Origin of the sequence: Gordonia liuliyuniae, assembly GCF_021739025.1 — a bacterium.
In the GTDB taxonomy this organism is placed as follows: Bacteria; Actinomycetota; Actinomycetes; order Mycobacteriales; family Mycobacteriaceae; genus Gordonia; species Gordonia liuliyuniae.
In genome coordinates this window covers 715,125-737,156 of record NZ_JAKKOT010000003.1, presented here as the reverse complement: position 1 = coordinate 737,156, position 22,032 = coordinate 715,125, and the positions used below count along the sequence as shown (strand labels likewise).

Sequence of the window (22,032 nt, the reverse complement as noted above, 5' to 3'; positions counted from 1 at the left end):
GGCAACAGCCTTTAGTCGACGGCTGACCACATGGCGAACTCCGCCATGTGGTGCGGTCGACCACCGGCCCGTTCGGCCGCGCATCGCACCCATCGAACGACACACAATGTGATTGACACCATATTCAGACACTATGTATGGTCAGGTGATGAACACTTCATCCGAACTTCTGGCTCGTGATATCGACGAACTGACTGCCGACTGGATCACCGATGCGCTCGCCCAGAGTCGCCCCGGCATCAAGGTCACCGAACTCGAGATCGAGCGGATCATCTGGGGCTCGGCCACCAAAGTCTTCGCCCGCCTGGCATTCGACGGCGACCCTCAGGGGCTCCCCACCCAGGTATGCATCAAGGGCGGTTTCGACGAACGTAGTCGCGCGTTCGGGCTCGGTAGCGCATACGAGCTCGAAGGTGCGTTCTTCCGCGACTTGTCACCCGAACTGGCTGTGGAACATCCACGCGGCTTCTATGCGGCGAGCGAGCATGACCAAGGAATCGTCATCATGGAAGACCTCACTCAGCGCGGAGCGGAGTTCTGCAATGGTGTGGACACCTGGGGTATCGACGCTGCGAGCGAGACGCTCGAGTTGCTCGCCACTCTGCACGGAGCGACGTGGGGGACGAAGCCCGGTCGCTTCGATTGGCTGCCGGTCGGCGTCGAAGCCGCACGGCAAGCGTTCCAGGTCATGCTCAGCCCCGAGATGTTCGGGCCGTTGGTCGAACGCGACGAGGTCCCCGACCTCCCCGCGCATATGCGAGACGGCGATTACGTCCGTGCGGCGTTCTCCAAGCTGTGGGAGTACGACGACGCGTCGACCCACGTCATCAACCACGGAGACGCTCACACCGGACAGCTGTATCGCACCCCCGGTGGCCGCACCGCGTACCTCGATTGGCAGACAGCGTGCCTGGCACCGTGGGCCCACGACGTCGCGTATTTCATCGGCTCGGCGCTGGAGCCCGACGACCGCCGCGATAACGAGCGCGAGCTGCTCGCGCATTACCGCGACGCACTCTCGGCCGCAGGTGGACCTCGACTCACCGACGACGAGGTGTGGGAGGAGTACCGCCGCCACAGCCTGCACGGGTTCTTCTGGATGTGTGTTCCGACCGTCATGCAGCCCGCCGAGGTCGTCACCGCGATGACTCGCCGTTACGCTGCTCAGATCGAAGACCTCGATCCGTTCGAACTGCTCGGCATGCCTCGGCAGTAATGCTCGCTGCCAGACATAAGAAGGCCTGCGGCCCGAACCGAATCGGTTTGGGCCGCAGGCCTTCTAACTGACCGTCACACGCGCGGGAGCGGTGCCGTCTCCATGACCGACGCGATGGCAGCGTCTTGCTCCGCAGCACCGGCGTCCTCCGCAGCGATACTCGCCCGGATCGCGTCCTGCGCTTTCGGCGGCATCGTGTGCAGCATCTCGAGGACGTTCTGCCGATGTCGGATCGCGGCCTTGCGGACCGGCATGCCCGGGTTGGGCTGGACCTGCGGGATGATCTCGGAGAAGTCGTCCTTGGTGCCGCCGCCGGAGATGCCCGCGGCCTGCATCGCCGCCTCCGCAGCCGCAGCCGCCTCGTCCTTCTCCTCGGACATGCCGATCGGACCGAAACGGTCACCGGACAAGAACTGCTTGACCACCGGCTGCTGCGACGTCAACAGCTGCTCGCGCGGACCGAACATCACCAGTTCCTTACGGAACAGCATCCCGATGTTGTCCGGGATCGTACGAGCGATGTTGATGTTGTGCGTGACCACCATGATCGTCGCGTCGATCTCGGCGTTGATGTCGATCAACAACTGCGAGATGTAGGCGGTACGCACCGGGTCCAGACCCGAGTCCGGCTCATCGCACAGGATGATCTCCGGATCGAGCACGAGGGCGCGGGCCAGGCCGGCGCGCTTGCGCATACCACCGGAGATCTCACCGGGCAGCTTGTCCTCGGCACCGGTCAGACCGACCAACTCGACCTTGTCCAGGACGATCTTGCGGATCTCGTCTTCCTTCTTCTTCGTGTGCTCACGAAGCGGGAACGCGATGTTGTCGTACAGGCTCATCGAACCGAACAACGCACCGTCCTGGAACAGGACGCCGAACAGCTTACGGATCTCATAGAGTTCCTTGGCCGAACACTGCGTGATATCGGTGCCGTCGATGACCACCGACCCCTGCTCGGGGTGCAGCAGACCGATGAGCGTCTTCAAGAACACCGACTTACCCGTACCCGACGGGCCCAGCAGAGCACTGACCTCGCCCTTGGGGAGCGTCAGACTGACGTCTCTCCAGATGTTCTGCGACCCGAACGACTTCGTCAGATTCGCGACACTGACTTCTACACCCATGATCTACTCCTCACGCTCGGCACGTGGTCAGTTACCGGGAACCGCGGGCACATTCGCCCCGCCCTGCTGGCCCGGCGCGGCCGGCTGTGACGGTGCAGCGGGAGCGTCGCCCTCCGGCGCGGCTCCACTCGCATCGAGGTTCGTTCCGTTGCTGGTGATCTGCGTGATCTTCCAGTCCTGGTCCTTGTCGACGGTCAACTTGTAGGTCGCCGTGGTCTCGACCCCGTCAGCGGGGGTCTGTACGTTCTTGGTCACGATTCCGACGAACGCGTCTACCTTGTACACGTCACCGTCGACCGACGTGACCTTCGCGGAGATCGGCGACGAGGTCGACGACCATTGCAACGGGCGCAGCAACTGCTCCATCTGTCCCGCCGCGTTGCGGAGCCTCGTGCCCAACTCGGGCGTGGTGTTCGCCGTCAACCGCTTGAGCCATCCCTGAGTGTCTTCGTAACTCATCTCGGCGGCACCGGTCGAGTAGTCGAGTGCGACTTGCTCGGCATGCGCCTTGTCTGCGCTTGCGGCCTTCATGTCGTCGATCTCGGACGACTTGGCGACCACCATCCAAATCAGCGCGGCCAACACGACCACGACGACCAGTGCCGCGAGTACCGACAGGAGCGACTTCATGGTGATCGTGCGGTTGGCGAAGACACCGCCGATAGATCGACGCTTCGGCTTCTCGTCGGCCGTTGGCTCCGACTCCGACTCCGACTCCGACTCCGCCTTCGCCTTCGCCTTCGCCTTCGCCTTCGCCTTCGCCTTCGCCTTCGACTCCCGCGCCGGTTTACCGGCCGCGTCGTCTAATGGAGCGGACTTCTTCGCCGTCGTATCGACCTTCGCCGTCGCAGTCTTCGGCGATGCGATGTCGACGGCCTCCTCCGAGAGGGGCGAAGCGGTGAAGTCGGCGTCGTCTGATGATGAGGTGCGCTCGTCGGCACGATGCGGGGTGAATGCGGGTCCACTCATGATGGATCTCCTAACGATTGGATTCGGGCTGTCTACCGGCCCCGTGTGTCCTACCGGCCCCGTGTGGCACGGGCACCGTCGGAAGTTGTCGTCGTCGGCTGTCGTCGTTCGTCCGCAGGATGCGAGAACAGCGATCCACTACCGCCCCCCTGCTGGAATCTGGACTGTCAATCCGCCCTTGTTCGTTGCGGCGATCAACGTGTCGAGGAACTCCCCCGTATCCACCGTCCGCATTGCCGCTGCGCCGGCCGACGTCACCGGCAACAAGTTCTCACCGATGATCTTCAGTTCGCCCGAGTTCCGGTCCAGGAACTCCTGCAGCATGGCGACGAGAGGAGTCGCGCCCTCGTTGATACCGGTGAACATCGGCCCCGACCAGTCAATCGCGTCCTTCACACCGTCTTCCAGGTAGGCGAACATCTTGCCGAAGTCCCGGATGTTCGGAGCGAGCCTCGCCATGTCGCCCGGAAGTCGCGACGAACGCATCAACAGCGGCTGCATGGTCGACAACAGGGTCCGCAGTGAGTCCTCGTTCCGAAGCATCTCGTTGGTCAGCAGCTTGCCCACCTTGTTCAGGTCACCCAGAACCTCAATGTCATCCGGAAGCCCCGCGTTGAGCTGGTAGAAGACGTTCTTGACCTGCTTCGGATCGACTTGAGTGAGCACCTCGGTGACCTGCTGCGAGAGGTCCTTGAACGTGGACGCCTCCCGAACCCTGTCCCCGTCGATGTTCGCGTTGTCCGTCAGATACGGTCCCGACTCCGTCGTCGGCAACACCGCCACATACGCTTCGCCCAGTGCCGAGAGGTTGTCCACTCGGTAGCTACTTTCGACCGGAATCTTGTGCGAGTCCGTGTAGTCCCACGTCACCTTCGCGCCCTGTGGCGTCTGCGATATCTCGGTGACATGGCCGATCTCGATGCCGCGCAACAGGACCCGCGAGCCGACAAGAATCCCGTTAGTGTCCTGCAACGTGACACTGGCGTACTTGGCACCGATGGTCTTGATGTGCAGCCCCACATTGAAGAGGTAGAGCACCGACAGGACCAGGATCGCCACCATGCCGAGGACGGACAGGCGTGTCTTCGTGATCATCGGACCACTCCCAGGATTCGCAGGATCGAGGCGGAGTCCGCGAGGAGTTGCTTGTCGCTCCCCTTCGCCTTCACCGAACTCACGGCGACTCGCGGATTCTTCAAGAACGGTTTCAGCGTGTCGTTGACAAAATCGTTCGTACTGGCGATCACGCCGTCGCCTGCGGGCCAGATCGGCGCCGCGTTCTCAGCCGCTTCAGCCATCGAGGTGAGCAGCGGGACGACCCACAGACCGCCGGTGAACACCGAGCCCACAGACGGGAGCAGTGTCGCGATGTGCCGGACCAGCGAGTGCGCCACCGTATGGAAATAGTCGATGCCCTCGTCGCCGAACACGTGCTCGATCTCCGTGGCGCTCGCGGGGAAGGACTTCGCGACACCGTTGAGTCCGTTGAGCAGACGGTCGATCTCCCCGACGTTGTCACCGAGGTCTTGAAGGTCCGTCGACACGGTGGTCGCCAACCGTCGGACGTCCTTGACGTCCGGCAGCGTCTGGTTCAGGGTGACCATCGTGTCCTGGACTTTCTGGACGCTCCCACCGTTCACGAAGTAGGCCAGCACCGCGATCGTGTCCTCGAGGGTCGGAGGTGACGTGGTTCGCGACATCGGGATCACCGAGCCGTCGTGCAGGTTCTCGCGATCGGTCGGGTTCTGGGGCGGCGTGAACCCGAGGTACGTGTCGCCCAGCGGCGTGTTCTGGCGGATGATCGCCGTGGAGTCGGCCGGTACCGGTCGAGACTCGGTGAGCCCGACGACTACGTCAACGCCGTCCTTGGACTCGTTCAGTTCCTTCACTCGCCCGACCTGCAGCCCGTTCATCATCACGTCGGCGCCAGTCGGCAGGTTCAACACGCTGGCGAACTTCAAGGTCACCTCGTAGTCCGAACTCACGCCGGCCTTCACCGAAGGCATCCGGTTGGGGCTTAGCGAACAGCCTGACAGCACCATGGTGACCGCCGCGACGAGGACGACGAGCGCCCACGAATACTTGGTCTTCACTTCGCCCCCGCCTTCAGGACCAGGTCGATCGGGTTGACCGACGTCGTCTCATTGGAGCCGCGCTTGCACGCGCCGCCCATTGCCTTGCACTGTTCGGGTGTGACCTTCACCGACGGAGTCTTGTACGGAACCGACAGTGCTCCGGACGCCGAGGTCTGCGCTTGCATGGCGTCACCGATCGCCGGCGTCAGGCTGCTCAGGCTCTTACCCCACGTGGGTGCGTTGCCTGCGACCGCTTCGATGACCGGCGTACCCACGTCGAGGACGATCTTCTCCAGCTCCGGGCCGTAGTTCTTCCACACGTCGTAGAGGAGCGCGATCGTCCAGCCGATGCCGCGACAGAATCTGGCCACGTCCCAGAAGAGGCTGGCACCGAGCTTGGAGACGGCTTCGCCCTGGTCCGCGAGCGACATGATCTGCTCCCAGTGTTTCACCGCCTCATCGGTCAGCGGAGCCATGTCGGCAATCGACGAACCGATGTCGGCGGTGAAGCCGTCTGGATCTCGCGATGCCAGAGCGGCGTTACGGAACATGGAGTTCGCCGTGGCGCCGGTACCCTCCAGCGCACGGTCGGCCCCGTCCAGTGCACGTTGAAGGTCGAGGCCGCCGTCGTTAGAGAGCCCTTTGAGGAAGTCCGAGGCCGAACCCGCAACCTCGCTGATCGACTTAGGCGTATAGCTGCTGTCCATGGAGATGCAATGCCCGGGTTCGAGGGTCGGCCCGTTCTTGTAGTTGCCCACCAGTTCGAGGCCGCGGTCGGCGAGCAACGACTTGGATCGGGTGACGGCCTTCACGTCCGCCGGGTAAGCGCGCCCGGAGTCCAGGGAGAACTCGACCTTCACTTTGGGGCCATGCGCCGTGATCTCCTTCACCGTGCCCACTTTCAAGCCCATCTGCGTGACCGGGTTCCCTTCATAGAGTCCGATCGCATCGGTGAACTCGGCACAGAATCCGTCACCGCCGGCTGTCCCGTGGGTTGCGGCTTCGGCAGAGCTGAACCCGACACCGGTCGCCGCGACCCCGACGGCCACTGCCATGGTGACGGCCAGGGCGACGAACAGGCGTCGCCTCTTCCGCGAATCGCTTGCGGCCCTCGCGTGTTCGTCGACGACGTCGGCCTCGTTCACGACTTCGTTCGTGTCCGTCATGTCAGCATTCCTTCCCCGGGAGCGGGATGCACAGGTTCTCGAGCATCAGCTGACCGTTACTCATCTGGCGCAGGCTGCCGGGTGTCAGCGACGATTTCAGGGTGTCGCGCATTCCGATGAGCCCGTCGATGGTCGGCACGAGTTCCTTCTCCATCGTGCGAATCGTCTCCATGATCGAACGGATCTGGGGCTCGTACGCCTGGCTGTTGACCAGATAGGTACGGAAGGTCGGCCCCGCCTTGTACAGCACGCTCGAGAAGAGCTTGTACGCATACTGGAAGCCCGCTGAGTTCACGTGGTAGGTCGTCACCACCGAGTCGAGCTTTTTGATCAGACTGAACACGAAACTCTTGTTCGAGTTGAAGGTGTTCAGGTACCGCGAGGCCAGTTCGGCGACCTGGTGGACTTGGTCTCGTTGCTTCGCGAAGACTCCGGTGACCGAATCGAGGCCGTCCACAATCGACCGAAGCGACGTGTCGTTCTTGCCGAGCGCATCGGCCACCTGTTGGATGTTGGAATTCCACGTAGGAGTCTCGACACCATCTGTGGTGTTCGGCACCGCTTGGATCACATCGCCGATCGAATACGGCACAGTCACCCGTGACTGCGGGATGGTGTCCGACAGCTCACTGGTCCCCCGCGGAGTGAGGGTGATGGCGTATCCGCCGACCGGGGTCAGCATGCGCACGTCGACCGTGGCCTGATCGCCGACGAAAGTCGACTCATCGATCCTCGCTTCTACCCGCACCGAGTCGGCCTGCATGGTCACCTCGGAGACCTTGCCGACGACGATCCCGGCGACCCGGACGTCCTCGCCCGCGTGGATCGACGCGGCGTCGGTCACCTCGAACGTGATGGCCTTCTTGCCCGGTGGGTGAACGTAGAGGACGAAGATGCCGGCGAGCACGAGGATGACGACGACGATGACGCCCACACCGAGCAACTTGTGGTTGGCGTCCCGGTGCGACTTCTTCTTGCGGGGCTTCCGCAGCTTGCGGAATGCGGTCACGGCTTGCACAGGGTCACCTGCCTGTCATCGAAGAAGTATTTGGCCCCGAGCGGGATCTCGGCCGTCCCGTTCGAGCACTTCGGGTAGGGCTCCTGGAATCCGTCGGTGCTCTTCAGGCCTTCTAACGCGTTGGGCATCAGTTTGAACACTCCGAGCAGTTGGGTGGAGTTCTTGAAGATCGCCTTGATGCGTTGCGGCATGTCGGTGTCTTCGCGCACGTTGAGTGCGGTGAGCAGCCTTTCGATGGGCTCGAACAACGCAGGCCCAGCGGACGCGGTGATCGCGAACTCGTCCAGGACGGTGGTCGCAGCCGTGATCGGCAGATCGACCGCACGCAGGAACGACATGACGTTCTCGTTCCGACCACCCATCACGTCGGAGATCCGCGCCAGATTGGCGGTGAGTGTCGACAGGAGTTGCTGACGGCTCTTGGCGTACTTCGTCAGTTTCTGCGTGCTGTCGAGCATCGGACCGAGTCCTGTTCCGTCGCCCTGCAGCAGGGCGATCGCGTTCTGGCTGAACTCGTTGATGTCCTTGGTCTGCATCGTGGACAGCACCGGCTGCAGGCCGTTGAACAGTTCGGTGATGTCGAACGACGGGATGGTCTTGGTCACTGGCACGTGACTGATGCGCGGACCGGACTCGTCGTCACCGCGCACGTCCACATACCGCACGCCGGTCAGGTTCTGGTACTTGATGGCAAGCGTGGTCTTGTCGGTGATCGTGTGATCGTCGGCGAGAGTGAACTCGACGTGTGCGAGCGGTTTGTCGGGCGAGTCCCCCTCGGTGAGCTCGACTTTCGTCACCTTGCCGACGCGTTTGCCCTTGTATCGAACGTCGCCGTTCTCGTGCAGTCCCGATGCGTCGGTGAAGTCCGCGGAGTAGGAACGGGTGCTCTCCTCCACTGGATTGCGCATCGCGTTGATCACCAGGATGAACAGCAGGATGGCGACGACCGCCACGACTGCCACTTTGGAGCCGGAGATCAGAGTCTGTACTCGTGGTGAAGCCACAGTCAGTTCTCCTTCTTCTTCGTCGGCCGATCGCTCGGCTCGGTCGTGATGTCGGGACGCGACGCCGACCCAGTCCTGCTTCCCATGCTGTTCATGGTCTGCGCGAGCCCCGGAACAGAGTCCAGGAGAATGTGCAGCTGGAGCGTCTGCTGCCCCTTCGAGCCCTTGAAGCTGCGCTCCAGACCCTCTATTGCCTTCTGCAGCTTCGTCATGTTCGACGCGTCTCCCATCACACCCGGAATCTCGTCGACCAGGTACTTCACCGATGTGACGGCGGGAGTGAGCTCGGCCGCGTGGGAGCCGAGCAGCGTGCCGATGGCACCGAACAATCCGTCGGCGGCCACGGTCAAGGATCGGTCCATCAGGTCGTGGTAATCCTTGTCGACACCTCGTGATCCGTCCGGCATCCGGTTGAACCGACTGTTGGTGATCGCGTCGAGCGCACCGAGAGCCTCGATGTTGGTTTCCGGGAAGACTGCGGTGATGTCGTTCAACTTGTCGAGCAGCGTGCTGGGCAGGTGCTTCTGAGTGCGGGCCACGTTGTCGCTCACCACGATCATCGTCTCGATCAGCGGCGAGAGACCGGACGCGTATTTGGTCACCTTGTCCAGGCTGCTGATGACGTCCCTGGTCAGACTGCCGTCCACCACGATCGATCCGTGCTCGAGCATGGTCGACATGGTGTAGTCGGGCGCGGCGTCACGGGCTATCGTCTCACCGTCGCTGATCGCTCCCCCACCTGGCTTGGCGATGAGGTTGACAGCAGTCGTACCGAAGTAGTTGGCGGGCCGGAAGTCGATGTCGAAGTTGTCGGTGAGGCTCGCGGCGGCCGCCTCGTCGAGCGCGATGTCGACGTGTACGGAGTACGGATCGGTGGAGTCGATCTTCGTGACGACACCCACTTCAGCGCCCCGGAGAAGCACCTTGCTCTTCTCCTTCAATCCCGGACCGCTGGCAGGCAACACCAGGTGCACCTCTGTCCCGGACGGGGCAGTCGCCTTCGGGTACACGAGAGCCGTAGTCACGACTGCGAGCACGATGACGATGACGGAAGCGACACCCGCGGTCACCAGGGTCCGGGCCTGATCGCCTCCGCTTCCTCGAACGAAGTCTTGATGCGTTGTTTTGGCCATGTCAACCCCTAAACGGAAGCGGCGGATTGAGACCCCAGATGACGATGGTCATGAGGAAGTTGAGGACAACGATCGCCACGAGGGACGCTCGGATGGCGCGTCCGGAGGCCGAACCGACTCCTGCGGGACCGCCACTCGCGAAGTAGCCGTAATAGCAGTGGATCATCGTGACGATGGCGCAGAAGATGAGGGCTTTAGCGATCGACGCCAACAAGTCCTGCCAGGTGACGAACTGACTGAAGTAGTGGTCGTAGGTCCCGGCTGGTTGGTCGTGGAAGGTCTTGACGATGATGCCGCCGGTGACGAAGCTGACCACCAGAGCCATCACGTAGCTCGGGAGCACCACCAGCATGCCGCCGACGAGGCGCGTGCCGACGACGAACGGGATGGCGCGCAGGCCCATGGTCTCCGTCGCGTCGATCTCCTCGGAGATGCGCATGGCGCCGATCTCAGCCGTCATCCGGCAGCCGGCCTGTGCAGCGAACCCGATGCCGGTGATGATCGGAGCAACCACGCGGATGTTGCCGAACGATCCGATGATGCCGGTCAGCGGGCCGAACCCCAGGAGGTCGAAGGCCATGAACGCCATGATCGCGACCACGGCTCCGACGGCGATGCCGAGGAAGAACAGCAGGCTGACCACACCGCCGTCGACGATGATCGAGCCGCTGCCCCACGCCATGTCGTTCATGGTCTTCAAGGTCTGCTTGCGGTAATGGCGAATCGTGGTCGGCAGCAGGACGATCGTCTTCCAGACGAAGACGGCGATCTGGCCAAGTTCGGCGGCTGCGTCGGCGAACTTGCCGCGTACGGCCCGTCCCATCCGGAGGAACACGCCTCCGGGGCGCGCGACGCTATGAGTGGGAATCTCGTGCTGTGTCATGTGCTCACGCCAACCTTGCCGGGAAGAACATCGTCTGCACCTGGCTCACCGCGAGGTTGGACATGAAGATGCAGAAGACACTGAGCACGACGGAGGCGTTGACCGCGTTGGCCACACCCTTCGGTCCGCCTTTCGCCTCAAGTCCTCGCAGACTCGCAATGACGACGACGATGAATGCGAACAGCACCGCCTTGAACACCGAGAAGCCCAGATCCACCGGAGTCGCGAAGGCGCCGAACGACTGCCAGAAGCTCGCAGGCACCACGTCGTTCACGTTTGCGGAGATCGCCAGACCGGCTCCCACGCCTGACGCGATGATCATGACGCACAGAGCGGGCGCGATCGCCAGCATCGCGAGGAACCGCGGAACGATGAGTCGCTGAACCGGATTGACACCCATCACCCGCATGGCCTCGATCTCCTCGCGAATCGACCGAGAGCCGAGATCGGACGCGATCGCGGAGGCCGCCGCGCCGCTCATCAAGAGACCGGCGGCCATCGGGGCTCCCTGACTCACCACACCGAGGCCGCTTGCCGCGCCCGCGAGCGAGTTCGCTCCGACCTGGTCCATGACGCCGCCGACCTGAACCGACACCTCAGCACCGATCGGCACCGCCATCAACAGGGCAGGCAGTGCGGTGACCTTGAACAGCTTCCAGATCTGATCGATCACTTCGCTGCCTGCGAGTCTGAGCGACAGCGAGTCGGTGACCGTGAAGCGGACCATCTCACCGGCCAGACCGGCGGACCGGCCGATCGTGTCGATACTCGCGCTGACCCGACCGACGAAGCCGGACAAGAACTTGCCGAACCCTGCAGCCAGGGCCTGGGCACGACTACGACTTCGCGAGCTGCGCAGACCATCAGGCTGGAGCGTCGTTGCGCTCATCGTCACCTCTCTCGTGGTTCCGAGATCGAGTAGATCCGGAAGCTTCTTCGTTTTCAGGCGTCAGCGCGCCCGGGTTCCTCACCGGCGACGCGAGGTCGGCGGCATCCTCTGCAGAATCGGGGGGTCGTGCGGACCGAGCGAGTCAGCCCATCACTTTTCGGAGCACTCTGCGCATCACCGCCCCGTAGGGCGGGTAGGTGGCGGCGACGTCCAGCCGAGTCGGCTTGCGCAGGACCGCTTTGTGGTGACTGAACGTGTCGAAGCCGTGCTTGCCGTGGTAGCGGCCGAGGCCGGAGTCGCCGACACCGCCGAACGGCAGTTCTGGCACCAGCAGTTGGTAGAGCAGGTGGTTGACGCCGACTGCCCCGGACGACGTCTGTCCGATGACCGCGTCCTCGACCGACCGGGACTCGGTGAACAGGTAGAGGGCGAGCGGCTTCGGACGGTCGGTGACGAACTCGATTGCGTCGGCGATCGACGGCACGCTGATCAGCGGCAGGATCGGGCCGAAGATCTCCTCGCGCATGAGTTCGGAGTCGAGGTCGGGGTCGGTGACGAGCGCAGGCGTCAGCGCGAGCGTTTCAGGATTCGCCTCGCCGCCGTACGTCTCGCCGCCATGCGTGCGCAGCAGGCCGGTGAGCCGGTCGAGGTGATGCCGATTGACGATGTGCGTGGTGTCGGCGGCCGCGTGAGTGGGCAGTTCCTCCAGGAGTCGCGCGACGAGCCGGGGCCGCACAGACTCTTCGACGAGGACGTAGTCGGGTGCGATGCACGTCTGTCCTGCGTTGATCGACTTGGCCCACGCGATCCGTCGGGCCGCGACATCGATGTCGGCGTCGGACGCGACGATCGCCGGACTCTTGCCGCCCAATTCCAGGGTCACCGGTGTCAGGTGTTCGGCACTGGCCGCCATGACGGCCTTTCCGACCTTGGTGGAACCGGTGAAGAAGGTGTGGTCGAACGGCAGTTTCAAGAGCTCGCGATTCACCATTCCGTCACCGAGCACCACCCGGACTGCGTCGCTGTCGACGTAGCGCGGCAGTTTCTCGGCGATGACGCGTCCTGTCGCATCGGCGAGGTCGGACGGTTTGACGACCGCGGTGTTGCCGGCCGCCAGAGCACTCACCAACGGTTGGAGGGTGAGAAGTAGTGGGAAGTTCCAGGTCCCGAGGACGAGCACGACGCCTTTGGGTTCAGGGACGGTGAATGCCCTACCCGGCGCGGTCGCAGCGCTCAGCGGCACCGACGTCGGCTTCATCCAGCCGTTCAGCTTGTCGAGGGTGTGTCGAATCTCGTGTCGGACCGGTCCGACGTCAGCCATGAATGTCGCCATCTCGCTGCGGCCGAGGTCCGATTCAATCGCCGCGACGATGTCGTTCTCACACTCGTCGACGAAGCGGAGAAGGCCGTTCAACTGAGCCTGTCGCCAGGCGTACGAACGGGTCCGGCCGTCGCGAAAGGCTCGGCGGGCGATGTCGGCAGCTTCTTTGACCGGCGACGCACTGGTCGCGGTGAAATCGGTAACGCTCATCGGGGACTCCTGACATCGGGCGTACGGGGCAGAGTTCTCGGAATTCGGCTCTCCGCAGTCGGTGGGCTAGATCTGCGATTCCGCTCTACTGAACGGGATGAGCATACATAGTGTTCAGACGTGATGTCAATCACTGACGTGGCTCCAAGAGGGATCGCCTCACTGCCTGTCTAACTGTGATCCACAGCACCACGCTCACCTACAGTAGATAGGTTTACATGAGACGTCAAGCGTCTTTTGTCAGCAGTGGATATACATCAAGTACAGACATGTTGTATGGACTACCGTCGTAGTCGTGATTACCGAATATTCGTCGCAGAGCGACGTGCTCGACATTGCGCAGACCGGCGCCGTCCGCCAGCTGATCTTGAATCGACCAGCCGCACTCAACGCTTTTGACCTGCAGTTACAGGAATCTCTCCGGGCGGCAGTCGACGACGCCGCTCACGACGACGCGGTGCGGTGCGTCGTGTTGACCGGCCGTGGCCGCATGTTCTCCGCGGGCGCCGACATCTCGTTGGACGACCTCGACTCCGGCACGAGACTCGCCCCGCGAACCGAAGAAGAACTCCGAATGCGGTACAACCCGACAGTCCGCGCACTTCGCACCATGGACAAGCCGGTAATCGCTGCGGTGAATGGTTCGGCGGTCGGGCTCGGCTGCGCGTTGGCGATGGCCTGCGATCAGGTCGTCGCTGCCGAGTCCGCGTGGTTCTCGCTCGCCTTCGCCAAGGTCGGACTGACGCTCGACGGCGGCGCGTCGCTGTTGATCGGCGCACGGATCGGCATCGGTCGGGCGACCCGTATGGCGATGCTCGGCACCAAGGTCGACGCGGCCACCGCCCGACTGTGGGGCATGGTCGACGAGGTGGTGCCCGACGACGAACTGGACGCGCACGCCTCCGCGCTAGCGGAAGCACTCGCCGCCGGACCGACGGCCGCGTTCGCCGCGACCAAACGTAGTCTGAACACGGCGCTGCTCGGTCGACTCGACGCGGCCTTCGAGACCGAAGTCGCGGGACAGACTTCCCTCGTCGACGCCGCCGACTTCCGGGAGGGCGTCGCGGCGTTCACGCAACGACGGCCGCCGGTGTTTACCGGCCGCTGACGGTCGAGCCGGCCGTCAGGCGTCGCCAACTTCCACCCGTCGGCCGTAGATCGCCGCGTACAGAACGGAGCCGACCATCTCGGTCACCGCAGGGAGATCGTCGAGGCGTTCTTCGCCCGCAAGCGCCCCCGCGACCGCCCGTTCGATCGCCCAGAGCACCGTCGCCGCGAACTGCGGTGCAGGCGGACCCGCGGGTGCGAGCCCGCGCGCGCGGTCGGTCTCGATGATCGCCTCAAGTGTCGACTCCATCGCGTTCATCGCGGTCAGGTACTCCGACCGCAGTTCCGGCAGTCGCGGCCACTCGTGAACGGCGTTTCGGATGATCGGCCCGGTGAAGCCCTCCAGGTTGAGCCACTGCCCCACCTGCCCGATCAGTTCGGCGGGATCGGAGCGATCGATGTCTGCCAAGCCCTGAAGACCGGCGACGATGCCGACCGCGGCCTGCCGGAACAGCGACACGAACGCGTCCTCTTTGCTGCGGAAGTAGAAGTAGAACGACGCGCGGGACGTCCCGGCCTTCGCCAGCACCTTCGCCACGCTCAGCTCCGCGAGCGTTCGGTCCACGAGGAGTTCACGCATGGCCTGCAGGATAGCTCGCGGTGTCTCGGATTCCAGTCCGTCTTCGACCGGGGCGGGCGTCGGGAGTCGGACTGGAACCGCAGGCGCTGCCGGGTCGGCGCCGTCGACGTCCGTCGCGGCCCGGCCACCGTAAATGGCCGCCTCGTTGAGCGCCCGCAGCGAGGCCGCGATGTCGTCGATATCGGACAGTCGCGGGTCCAGCTCTCGAGTGCTGACGTAGAACGTGCGCTCGGTCGCGCCGACCAGCAACGACGCGAGCATATCGGCGGGCGCTCCGTCGGGTGCGCGACCCGAGTCCCGCTCGTAACGGATCTGTTCGGCCACCGTGTCCACGAAACGGGAGAACATCTTCTGCCACGCGGAGCCGACGGCGGGCTGACTGTGCATGTGCTCGATGACGGCACCGATGACGGCACCGTGCTGAGACCACATGTCGAGTGTGCTCGCGAGCGACGACCCCATTTGCCGGGCGCGGTCACGCCCGGGCGCGCTCGACCACGGTGCGTCGTCGCTGTACGACTCGTCGAACATTCGCCCGACGAGTGCGACGAGAACGTCGTGCTTGCTGGCGAAGTAGTGGTAGAAGTTGGCTCGGGAGAGCCCGGCGGCCGGCAGTATCTGGGCGACCGTCAGGTCCTGCAGCGAGGTATCCAGGAGCAGACGCTCAGTCGCATCGAAGACGGCCTGCTCGGCCTGGCTCGTACCGTCGAACTCACGTGGCCGACGCCGGGCAAAGGACCTCTGAGTCATTCGTCCGATCGTACACGATGTTAAGACACTGCGTCTTAGGCTGGCGGTCTCATTTTTAATCAGGCCGAAGGTCCCGCCAACACCGCCAGTAGTGCGTCGTCGAACTCGTCGGCACATTCGAGCATCGGGTAGTGCCCGCAGTCGAATTCGACGAGCTGTCCGCCGGCCTGGTCGGCGACCCATCGCGCACCGCGAACGGACAGCGCCGGATCGGCAGTGCCGATGAGAGCAGTGACGGGGACCGCCAGTCCATCGAGCACATGGGTCTGATCGGTGCACATCAGAGTCCGCATGGCCGCACGCCCCGCCCAACTCGGCGTCTGCAGGGAGATGCGATGAAGCCAGTCCAAGACCGCAGGCTCCGGAGGATTCTTGAACGGGTCGCCGACTGCACTGCGCCGCAATAGAATCCGATTGTCATGCTCAGCGGAGAGGATCTGTTCGAGTGGCCCCGCCGCGGGCACCCCGAAGGGGAAGGACTCCGTGCGGGAAGCGGCGACACCATTGGATGCCACCATGACGACAGCGTCGACGCGGTCGGGATGCTCGTGCGCGGCTCGCAGCGCGACCATGCCGCCCAACGACCATCCGACGATGACCGCCGAAGAGATGCCGAGCGCGTCGAGCACCCCGATCGCGTCCGCTGTCAGATCGGTGATCGAGTATCCGGACATCGGTGCATCCGACGCGCCGTGGCCGCGCTGGTCCATCGCGATCGCGCGGTAGCCGGCTTCGGCGACGATCCGCAGCTGACGGTCCCACACTTCGCCGGACAGGCTCCACCCGTGCACGAACAGGACGGGCGGCCCGTCCCCCACGTCACGGATGTTGATGCCGACGCCGGTCGAGACGGCAATCAGTCGAGCGGTCATGAGTTCTCCCTCATATCAATCCGGCGGTGGTGACAATCTGACGCTGCGCCTACCGGGCGAGCGCTCGTCATCCGACGAACGTCGCGACGTCGGCGATGCTCTGGCGGTCGGTCCGGTAGCCGTTGGCAGCGTGATCGTCATCGGCGTATCCGAACGAGATCCCGACGACGACGAGCCGGTCGTCGGGCAGATCGAAGAACTCCCGCAGCACGGGAGCCTGGGCGGCGAGCGCCGCCTGCGGAATGCTCGCGATCCCCCGGCTGTGGGCGGCGAGCAGGAAGTTGTTGACGAAAAGCCCGCAGTCCACCGCACCATAGGTGCCCAGGTCGCGATCGGTGGTCACGATCGCGACGTGGGGAGCGTCGAAGAAGTCGAAGTTCCGCAGCGTCTGCTGTGCCGAGGCGGCGCGATCGCCCTTCTCGATCCCGAGGCTCTCGTACAGCTGCCACCCACTAGCGCGCCTGCGGTCGCGATACACGCCCTCATAGGAGGACGGAAACGGGAGATCAGCGTTCTCCGCCGGTCCGTCGGCGAGCGCAGCGGCGAGTGCAGCGCGCAGTTCGTGCGTCCGCCGACCGGACGCGATGTGCACATGCCACGGCTGGGTGTTGCACCACGACGGCGTCCGGCGGGCGATGTCGAGCACGCGCTCGATCTCCGTGCGCGGCACCGGGTCAGGACCGAAGGCCCGGCAGCTCCACCTGGTGGAGAGCAACCGTTCGAGCGTGGCGGTCGCGGCATCGTCGGAATCGGAAGTCATGGGGTCTCCTGTCACTGAAAAGACAAATCGCCGAACATCTGGCCAGACACTGAGTGTAGACATAGTGTTCGGCTCGGTCTACCCTGGCTGTAATGCCCGTCACAGAATCTCGATCGAGCACAGGAGGAACCCGCTCATGACCATCACCGAACCACTGACCTTCCACGGCGATCTCGACGTACCCGAGGGGCTGCCGAGAGGCTTCGAACTCGGCCGGATGAACAATGTCGACAGGGCGATCGCCATGTACGGCCGCCCGATGGTCGAGAAGATCACCGATCACGCGCTTCTCGGCGACGACTACGCGTACCGTGCGATGCTCGACTTCAAGGACAAGAGCAACTCGATGAACTGGCGGACTTTCGACACCGCCATCGAACACGGCCTCGACGCGTTGGACGATGTGACCCCCGCCGTCGCAGCGTTGTTCGAGCAGATGGAGACCGTGCCCGACTGGGTCGACTTCGACCAGCTCTACCGCGGAGCCGTCGCGTTCTGGCGCGCGGGCATGATCGTGCAGCCGATCCTCGCGTGGTCGACCATTGCGGGCGGCTTCTCGATGTACAGCGCGACGCGACCGGTCTTGTTCAGCGGCCGCCTCCGCAAGGCAGACAAGGTCGGCACGCGACTGGTCGAGAGTTTCCGTTACGTGGTCGCCGCCTACACGCCGGGCGGCATGCAGCGTTTCGAAGAGGGCTTCCGTCTCACCGCCAAGGTCCGGATGATCCACGCCGCAGTACGCCACAGCCTCAGCCACTCCGACGCCTGGGACTGGGCCGGGTGGGGCATCCCGATCAACAACATGGATTCGATGGTCACGCAGTCAGGCCAGTTCGGCGTCAAGTTCACCGACGCCGTGCAGGCGTCGGGTATCCGATTCTCCGATCGCGAACTCGACGACATCTTCGCACTGGCCCGGTACGTGGGCTATGTGATCGGTGTGCCGCCGGAAATCCTGCACACCGACTACGAGGATGCGCGCCGCAAGACCGATCTGCACACCATGCTGGAGCTGCCGCCGGACGAGCTCTGCCGCGACGTCGTCGAATCGGTGATCAAGTTCAGCATCGAGCACCCTCCGGGCGACGTCGAGGTCCTGCCCGGACCGATCGCCAAGGTCATGACGAACGAGCGACGACTCAAGCTCGCCTATGGACTGCTGCGCGAATGGCTGCCGACCGACGTGATGGACGCTCTCGGCGCGGAGAAGACGCCGTGGCGACACATTCTGCCGGCGGCCCGCCCCCTCATCCGTGTCGCCGACCGCGTACAGCGGGCACTGCCCCACGACGACGAGAAGGCCGCGTTCACGCTCCTGCACAACTTCAACGACGCCATCGCCGTGCCGAACGGCGAAACGGCCCACGAAGTGGCCAACCCCGAAGAGGTCGGCGCCGACATCGCCGCGAACAAGGGAGGCATGCCGGTGGTGACGCGATCGTGACACCGGCGCCGGCGATGCCGCCGCTCGGCGGCGTCCGGATCATCGAACTCGCGGGTATCGGCCCGGGCCCGTTCGCCGCGATGATGCTCGCCGACCTCGGCGCAGAAGTCATCTGCGTGGATCGCCCCGGGGGCAACCCGTGGGCGGTCTCCGGTCACGACATCATGTTCCGAAGCAGACGCCATATCGCCGTCGACCTGAAGTCCGCAGACGGCGCTCAGGTGGTTCGCCGCCTGTGTGCGGGCGCCGACGGCCTCATCGAGACGTTCCGGCCCGGCGTGGCCGAACGGCTCGGCATCGGCCCGGACGACTGCATGGCGGCCAACCCCGACCTGGTGTATGGGCGGATGACTGGATGGGGCCAGACCGGCCCGATGGCGTCGATGCCCGGTCATGACATCAACTACATCGCTCTTGCCGGCGCGCTCCATGCGATCGGCCGGGAGGGCCAGCCGCCGGTTCCACCGCTCAACCTGGTCGGCGACTTCGGCGGCGGCGGAATGCTGCTCGGTTTCGGCATGGTGTCGGGCATCCTCGCCGCACGTGGCGGCAGCGGCGGCCGCGTGCTCGACGCCGCGATGATCGACGGTGTGTCCGCACTCATGGCCATGTGGCACTCGTACCGTGCCGAGGGTGAGTTCTCGGACGATCGGGGCACTCACTTGCTCGACACCGGCGCGTTCTTCTATGACACCTACCTGACCAGGGACGGCCACTGGGTGAGCATCGGTGCAATCGAGGCCCCGTTCTGGGTCGAGCTGTGCGATGTCCTCGATCTGCCGGACGAGGTCAGGAACAACCAGTTCGACCGGACTCGGTGGGGTGAGTTTCGGCGCCTCCTCGCAGAGGCCGTCGGAGCCCGAACACGCGCGGAGTTGGACGCCGCGTTCGAGGGGCGGAACACCTGCTACGCGCCGGTCCTACCGCTCGCCGAGGCCGTCGAGCACCCTCATCACCGGGCGCGGGGAACGTTCGTCGACGTCGACGGTGTCGTGCAGCCTGCTCCCGCGCCACGGTTCGACGGCACTCCGCCGACGTATCCGACCCGCCGTCGCTCCCCCGGCGCAGACAGCACGCAGGTGCTGTCTGACAACGGATTCAACGACGACGAGGTCGCCGACCTGATCGCGGCCGGGGTCGTGTCCGGCAGCTGAGCGAACTCAGAGGCCGAGCGAACGCCCGACGATCTCCCGCATGATCTCGTTGGTCCCGCCGTAGATGCGCTGCACCCGTGCGTCCCGCCAACGGCGGGCCACCTCGAACTCTTCCATGTATCCGTATCCGCCATGGATCTGCAGGCAGGCGTCGAGGGCCTCGAATTCGAGTTCCGTGGTCCAGAACTTGGCACCCGCGGCCTCCGCCGCGGTGAGCTCTCCGGCATTGGTCGCCTCGATGCAGCGGTCGACGTACGTCCGCGCGATCGACGTCTTGGTCGACAGTTCAGCGAAACGGAACCGGTTGGCCTGGAAGCTGCCGATCGGCTTGCCGAACGCCTTCCGCTCGGTCGCGTAGGCGATCGCGGTGTCGACCGCGTGCTCCGCGCTCGCAACCGCGACCACCGCCATCGACAGCCGCTCCTGTGCGAGGTTCCCCATCATGTAGTGCAGCCCGCGGCCCGGGTCGCCCAGCACGTCGTCGTCGGGCACGAAGACGTCGGCGAAGAACAGTTCGGCGGTGTCCTGTGCGCGCCTGCCGATCTTCTCGAGCTTGCGGCCCTTGACGAATCCGTCCTGGCCGTCGGCGACGACGAACAGCCCGAGTCCCCCGCCGTCCGACTCGGGGATGCGCGCGGCGACGATCACGAGGTCGGCCTGGATTCCGCTGGTGATGAAGGTCTTCGAGCCGTTCAGTCGCCACCCACCGGACTCGCGGGTCGCAGTCGTGGCGATCGCGCGCAGATCGGAGCCTGTCCCTGGCTCGGACATCGCGATGGCAATGACGGTCCGTCCGGCCGTGATCCCCGGGATCCACCGCGCCTGCTGTTCGGGCGTCGCGATGTCCAGGTAGTACGGCAGGACGATGTCGTTGGTGAGCGAGAAGCCGTCACCGACCGCGCCGACTCGGACGATCTCCTCGTTGAGGACCGCGTTGAATCGGAAGTCGCGCAGACCCGCCCCGCCGAACTCCTCAGGCGCGGAGAAGGCGACCAGCCCCTGCGCTGCGGCGGCGGACCAGAAGGAGCGGTCGACAAGGCCGGCCGCCTCCCATTCCGCAGTACGTGGCACAGCCTCTTTGAGCAGGAAGGCGCGAACCGACTCACGGAAGGCGTCGTGTTCGGTGTCGAATAGGGTGCGTCGCATATCAGATCCCCATCGACTTTCCGATGATCTCTTTCATGATCTCGCTGGTGCCGCCGTAGATCCGCTGCACTCGGGCGTCGACGTAGGCCCGTGAGATCGGGTACTCCGCCATATAGCCGTATCCGCCGAACATCTGAAGACACTTGTCGACCACGACGCCCTGTGCTTCGGTGGCGGCGAGTTTGGCCATCGCCGCACGGTCGGGACTCAGTACGCCTGCGACGTGTTCGCGCAGACAGTCGTCAACGAACGCGCGCACCACCTCGGTCTGCACATGGCAGTCGGCGAGGGTGAAGCGCGTGTTCTGATTGGCCGACAGCGGCCTGCCGAATGCGGTCCGCTCGCTCACGTACACCGCAGCGAGTTCGACGGCGTGCGCCGCCGCGGCGGCGCTCGCCACCGCGATCGTCATCCGTTCCTGGGAGAGGTTCGAGACGAGCGCTTTGAAGCCCGATCCCGGATCGCCGAGCAGGTTCACTGCGGGAACACGCGCGTCAGCGAAGAAGAGTTCCGCCGTGTCTTGCGCGTGCATGCCGATCTTGTCGAGGTTCCGGCCACGAGAGAAGCCCGGCGTATCGCGCTCGACGACGATCAGCGACAGCCCGCTGTGCCGGTCTCCGTCCGTGTCGGTGCGGGCGGCGACGATCACGAGGTCGGCGTTCATGCCATTGGAGATGAACGTCTTGGCGCCGTTGATCACGAAGTCGTCGCCGTCGCGCACCGCGGTGGTCGTGATGCCTGCCAGGTCGGAGCCGGTACCGGGTTCGGTCATCGCGATGGCGGCGATCAGTTCGCCCGAAGCGAGCCCGGGAAGCCAGCGGCGACGCTGCTCGTCATCGGCGTACCGCAGAAAGTACGGGACGCAGATGTCGTTGTGCAGATTGATCCCGAACGACATCACGCCCGCGCGGGCGATCTCTTCGGCGATCACGGCGTTGAACCGGAAGTCGTCGACGCCGCCCCCGCCGAATTCCTCGTCGATCGCCATTCCCAAGAATCCGTGCGAACCCGCTTCGGCGAACATCGCGCGCGGAATCACGCCGTCGGCTTCCCATTTCGCGTAGTCGGGAACCACCCGGGAGTCGAGGAAGCGCCGAAAACTGACGCGGAACTGTTCGTGTTCGGCGTCGTAGACCGACCGTGGCTGCTGTCTCTTTGCATTCATAGCCTCACCATACATGTTGTATGGATACCATGTATGAATTCTT

20 protein-coding genes are annotated in these 22,032 nt (G+C 64.4%); 4 read left to right on the top strand and 16 right to left on the bottom strand.

The window, feature by feature from the left end; all coding sequences use genetic code 11:
* Window positions 1-148: 148 nt before the first annotated feature.
* Window positions 149-1,216: a phosphotransferase gene (locus tag L5G28_RS08420; protein ID WP_237001130.1), complete on the top strand. Its 1,068-nt coding sequence runs from the start codon at window positions 149-151 to the stop codon at window positions 1,214-1,216.
* Between the two features lie 74 nt (window positions 1,217-1,290).
* Here L5G28_RS08420 and L5G28_RS08415 read toward each other — a convergent pair whose 3' ends face one another.
* The 11 genes from L5G28_RS08415 to L5G28_RS08365 form a co-directional block, all read right to left on the bottom strand.
* On the bottom strand, window positions 1,291-2,343 hold the full coding sequence (locus L5G28_RS08415) for an ABC transporter ATP-binding protein (RefSeq protein ID WP_237001129.1): 1,053 nt from the start codon (window positions 2,341-2,343) through the stop codon (window positions 1,291-1,293).
* 27 nt (window positions 2,344-2,370) lie between these two features.
* Window positions 2,371-3,312 carry a hypothetical protein gene (locus L5G28_RS08410; protein ID WP_237001128.1) on the bottom strand — a complete coding sequence of 314 codons (942 nt, stop codon included), beginning with the start codon at window positions 3,310-3,312 and terminating at the stop codon, window positions 2,371-2,373.
* A 138-nt stretch (window positions 3,313-3,450) separates the two neighbouring features.
* Window positions 3,451-4,407, bottom strand: coding sequence for an MlaD family protein (locus L5G28_RS08405; protein WP_237001127.1), 957 nt, complete (start codon window positions 4,405-4,407; stop codon window positions 3,451-3,453).
* Window positions 4,404-5,405, bottom strand: coding sequence for an MlaD family protein (locus tag L5G28_RS08400; protein WP_237001126.1), 1,002 nt, complete (start codon window positions 5,403-5,405; stop codon window positions 4,404-4,406). Before L5G28_RS08400 ends, L5G28_RS08405 begins: the two co-directional genes overlap by 4 nt.
* Window positions 5,402-6,553, bottom strand: a complete 1,152-nt coding sequence (locus L5G28_RS08395; protein ID WP_237001125.1) for an MlaD family protein — start codon at window positions 6,551-6,553, stop codon at window positions 5,402-5,404. Before L5G28_RS08395 ends, L5G28_RS08400 begins: the two co-directional genes overlap by 4 nt.
* A 1-nt stretch (window position 6,554) precedes the next feature.
* On the bottom strand, window positions 6,555-7,571 hold the full coding sequence (locus tag L5G28_RS08390) for an MlaD family protein (RefSeq protein ID WP_237001124.1): 1,017 nt from the start codon (window positions 7,569-7,571) through the stop codon (window positions 6,555-6,557).
* The gene (locus tag L5G28_RS08385) at window positions 7,559-8,575 is read right to left on the bottom strand and encodes an MlaD family protein (protein ID WP_237001123.1); all 1,017 of its coding nucleotides are present in this window, start codon (window positions 8,573-8,575) and stop codon (window positions 7,559-7,561) included. The genes L5G28_RS08390 and L5G28_RS08385 overlap by 13 nt, the downstream gene beginning before the upstream one ends.
* 2 nt (window positions 8,576-8,577) lie before the next feature.
* Window positions 8,578-9,708, bottom strand: coding sequence for an MlaD family protein (locus L5G28_RS08380; RefSeq protein WP_237001122.1), 1,131 nt, complete (start codon window positions 9,706-9,708; stop codon window positions 8,578-8,580).
* Window position 9,709: 1 nt separating this feature from the next.
* Window positions 9,710-10,531 (bottom strand): MlaE family ABC transporter permease, encoded by an 822-nt coding sequence (locus L5G28_RS08375; RefSeq protein ID WP_237001278.1) that lies wholly within the window; start codon window positions 10,529-10,531, stop codon window positions 9,710-9,712.
* A 64-nt stretch (window positions 10,532-10,595) separates the two neighbouring features.
* Entirely contained in the window at window positions 10,596-11,486 is an 891-nt protein-coding gene (locus L5G28_RS08370) for an ABC transporter permease (protein WP_237001121.1), read from the bottom strand.
* A 136-nt stretch (window positions 11,487-11,622) separates the two neighbouring features.
* The gene (locus L5G28_RS08365; RefSeq protein WP_237001120.1) at window positions 11,623-13,011 is read right to left on the bottom strand and encodes an aldehyde dehydrogenase family protein; all 1,389 of its coding nucleotides are present in this window, start codon (window positions 13,009-13,011) and stop codon (window positions 11,623-11,625) included.
* Window positions 13,012-13,306: 295 nt separating this feature from the next.
* Here L5G28_RS08365 and L5G28_RS08360 point away from each other — a divergent pair, with 295 nt between their 5' ends.
* Window positions 13,307-14,119, top strand: a complete 813-nt coding sequence (locus L5G28_RS08360) for an enoyl-CoA hydratase-related protein (RefSeq protein ID WP_237001119.1) — start codon at window positions 13,307-13,309, stop codon at window positions 14,117-14,119.
* Between the two features lie 15 nt (window positions 14,120-14,134).
* On the opposite strand, the gene L5G28_RS08355 is transcribed toward L5G28_RS08360, so the two are convergent.
* From L5G28_RS08355 to L5G28_RS08345, 3 genes are all read right to left on the bottom strand, one after another.
* Window positions 14,135-15,448: a TetR/AcrR family transcriptional regulator gene (locus L5G28_RS08355; protein WP_237001118.1), complete on the bottom strand. Its 1,314-nt coding sequence runs from the start codon at window positions 15,446-15,448 to the stop codon at window positions 14,135-14,137.
* 59 nt (window positions 15,449-15,507) lie between these two features.
* Window positions 15,508-16,320 (bottom strand): alpha/beta fold hydrolase, encoded by an 813-nt coding sequence (locus L5G28_RS08350; protein ID WP_237001117.1) that lies wholly within the window; start codon window positions 16,318-16,320, stop codon window positions 15,508-15,510.
* Between the two features lie 67 nt (window positions 16,321-16,387).
* Complete coding sequence (locus tag L5G28_RS08345) at window positions 16,388-17,080, bottom strand: nitroreductase (RefSeq protein ID WP_237001116.1); 693 nt, start codon at window positions 17,078-17,080, stop codon at window positions 16,388-16,390.
* A gap of 136 nt (window positions 17,081-17,216) precedes the next feature.
* Here L5G28_RS08345 and L5G28_RS08340 point away from each other — a divergent pair, with 136 nt between their 5' ends.
* Together L5G28_RS08340 and L5G28_RS08335 are read left to right on the top strand one after the other, a co-directional pair.
* Complete coding sequence (locus tag L5G28_RS08340; protein ID WP_237001115.1) at window positions 17,217-18,524, top strand: oxygenase MpaB family protein; 1,308 nt, start codon at window positions 17,217-17,219, stop codon at window positions 18,522-18,524.
* A complete protein-coding gene (locus L5G28_RS08335) occupies window positions 18,521-19,678 on the top strand; it encodes a CaiB/BaiF CoA transferase family protein (RefSeq protein WP_237001114.1) in 1,158 nt (385 codons plus the stop codon). The genes L5G28_RS08340 and L5G28_RS08335 overlap by 4 nt, the downstream gene beginning before the upstream one ends.
* A 6-nt stretch (window positions 19,679-19,684) precedes the next feature.
* Here L5G28_RS08335 and L5G28_RS08330 read toward each other — a convergent pair whose 3' ends face one another.
* Both L5G28_RS08330 and L5G28_RS08325 read right to left on the bottom strand, forming a co-directional pair.
* A complete protein-coding gene (locus L5G28_RS08330; protein WP_237001113.1) occupies window positions 19,685-20,824 on the bottom strand; it encodes an acyl-CoA dehydrogenase family protein in 1,140 nt (379 codons plus the stop codon).
* A 1-nt stretch (window position 20,825) separates the two neighbouring features.
* Window positions 20,826-22,004: an acyl-CoA dehydrogenase family protein gene (locus tag L5G28_RS08325; protein WP_372477198.1), complete on the bottom strand. Its 1,179-nt coding sequence runs from the start codon at window positions 22,002-22,004 to the stop codon at window positions 20,826-20,828.
* Window positions 22,005-22,032: the final 28 nt, after the last annotated feature.

Bases quoted from the DNA above. Each gene is read 5' to 3' on its own strand.
- L5G28_RS08420 (WP_237001130.1), top strand. From the start codon at position 149: ATGAACACTTCATCCGAACTTCTGGCTCGTGATATCGACGAACTGACT.
- L5G28_RS08410 (WP_237001128.1), bottom strand. From the start codon at position 3,312: ATGAGTGGACCCGCATTCACCCCGCATCGTGCCGACGAGCGCACCTCA.
- L5G28_RS08365 (WP_237001120.1), bottom strand. From the start codon at position 13,011: ATGAGCGTTACCGATTTCACCGCGACCAGTGCGTCGCCGGTCAAAGAA.
- L5G28_RS08330 (WP_237001113.1), bottom strand. From the start codon at position 20,824: ATGCGACGCACCCTATTCGACACCGAACACGACGCCTTCCGTGAGTCG.
- L5G28_RS08380 (WP_237001122.1), bottom strand. From the start codon at position 9,708: ATGGCCAAAACAACGCATCAAGACTTCGTTCGAGGAAGCGGAGGCGAT.
- L5G28_RS08340 (WP_237001115.1), top strand. From the start codon at position 17,217: ATGACCATCACCGAACCACTGACCTTCCACGGCGATCTCGACGTACCC.
- L5G28_RS08405 (WP_237001127.1), bottom strand. From the start codon at position 4,407: ATGATCACGAAGACACGCCTGTCCGTCCTCGGCATGGTGGCGATCCTG.
- L5G28_RS08350 (WP_237001117.1), bottom strand. From the start codon at position 16,320: ATGACCGCTCGACTGATTGCCGTCTCGACCGGCGTCGGCATCAACATC.
- L5G28_RS08355 (WP_237001118.1), bottom strand. From the start codon at position 15,448: ATGACTCAGAGGTCCTTTGCCCGGCGTCGGCCACGTGAGTTCGACGGT.
- L5G28_RS08345 (WP_237001116.1), bottom strand. From the start codon at position 17,080: ATGACTTCCGATTCCGACGATGCCGCGACCGCCACGCTCGAACGGTTG.
- L5G28_RS08395 (WP_237001125.1), bottom strand. From the start codon at position 6,553: ATGACGGACACGAACGAAGTCGTGAACGAGGCCGACGTCGTCGACGAA.
- L5G28_RS08325 (WP_372477198.1), bottom strand. From the start codon at position 22,004: ATGTATGGTGAGGCTATGAATGCAAAGAGACAGCAGCCACGGTCGGTC.
- L5G28_RS08375 (WP_237001278.1), bottom strand. From the start codon at position 10,531: ATGGGACGGGCCGTACGCGGCAAGTTCGCCGACGCAGCCGCCGAACTT.
- L5G28_RS08415 (WP_237001129.1), bottom strand. From the start codon at position 2,343: ATGGGTGTAGAAGTCAGTGTCGCGAATCTGACGAAGTCGTTCGGGTCG.